The organism is Vibrio sp. T9, from assembly GCF_003123985.1.
Taxonomy (GTDB): domain Bacteria; phylum Pseudomonadota; class Gammaproteobacteria; order Enterobacterales; family Vibrionaceae; genus Vibrio; species Vibrio diabolicus.
In genome coordinates this window covers 1-374 of the sequence record NZ_NIGY01000098.1, presented here as the reverse complement: position 1 = coordinate 374, position 374 = coordinate 1, and the positions used below count along the sequence as shown (strand labels likewise).

The 374-nt window shown below is 62.0% G+C and carries 1 protein-coding gene; it reads left to right on the top strand.

From position 1 onward, the window contains the following. Positions 1 to 277, top strand: a 277-nt coding sequence (locus tag CBX98_RS25605; RefSeq protein ID WP_206781400.1) for a hypothetical protein, incomplete at its 5' end; no start/stop codon positions are given. Positions 278 to 374: the final 97 nt, after the last annotated feature.

Below are 374 nucleotides of genomic sequence, written 5' to 3'. Positions count from 1 at the left end.
CTCCCGCGAGAATTACATCCTTGATGTTGCTGTTCTCGTTCGAGACGCGGCTGGCATGAACGATGCTGCTCTGGCTCTCGATCTCGATGAGGCCAGGTTCCGAGCGCAGCTAATTGCGGCCAAGGCCGATGTGGCCGGGTATGTCGACCTGGCGCTCGCTGCCGCTCATTTAGTCGTCGTCCTTGGTCCGGTAGGAACGGCGCCATCCCCGGGCTACGGAGCGGGAATGCTGCGGGTTGCAGAGGAGCTTGGCGCGCTGGGGTTCGAGCCGCTCTAGCGCAGAGAGGGAAAGTGCTGCTCGGACCAGAAGCTATTCCTCACGACTGTCGGACCGGCAAGGTTAGCTATGGACACAAGTGCCACCGGCGCGAGTC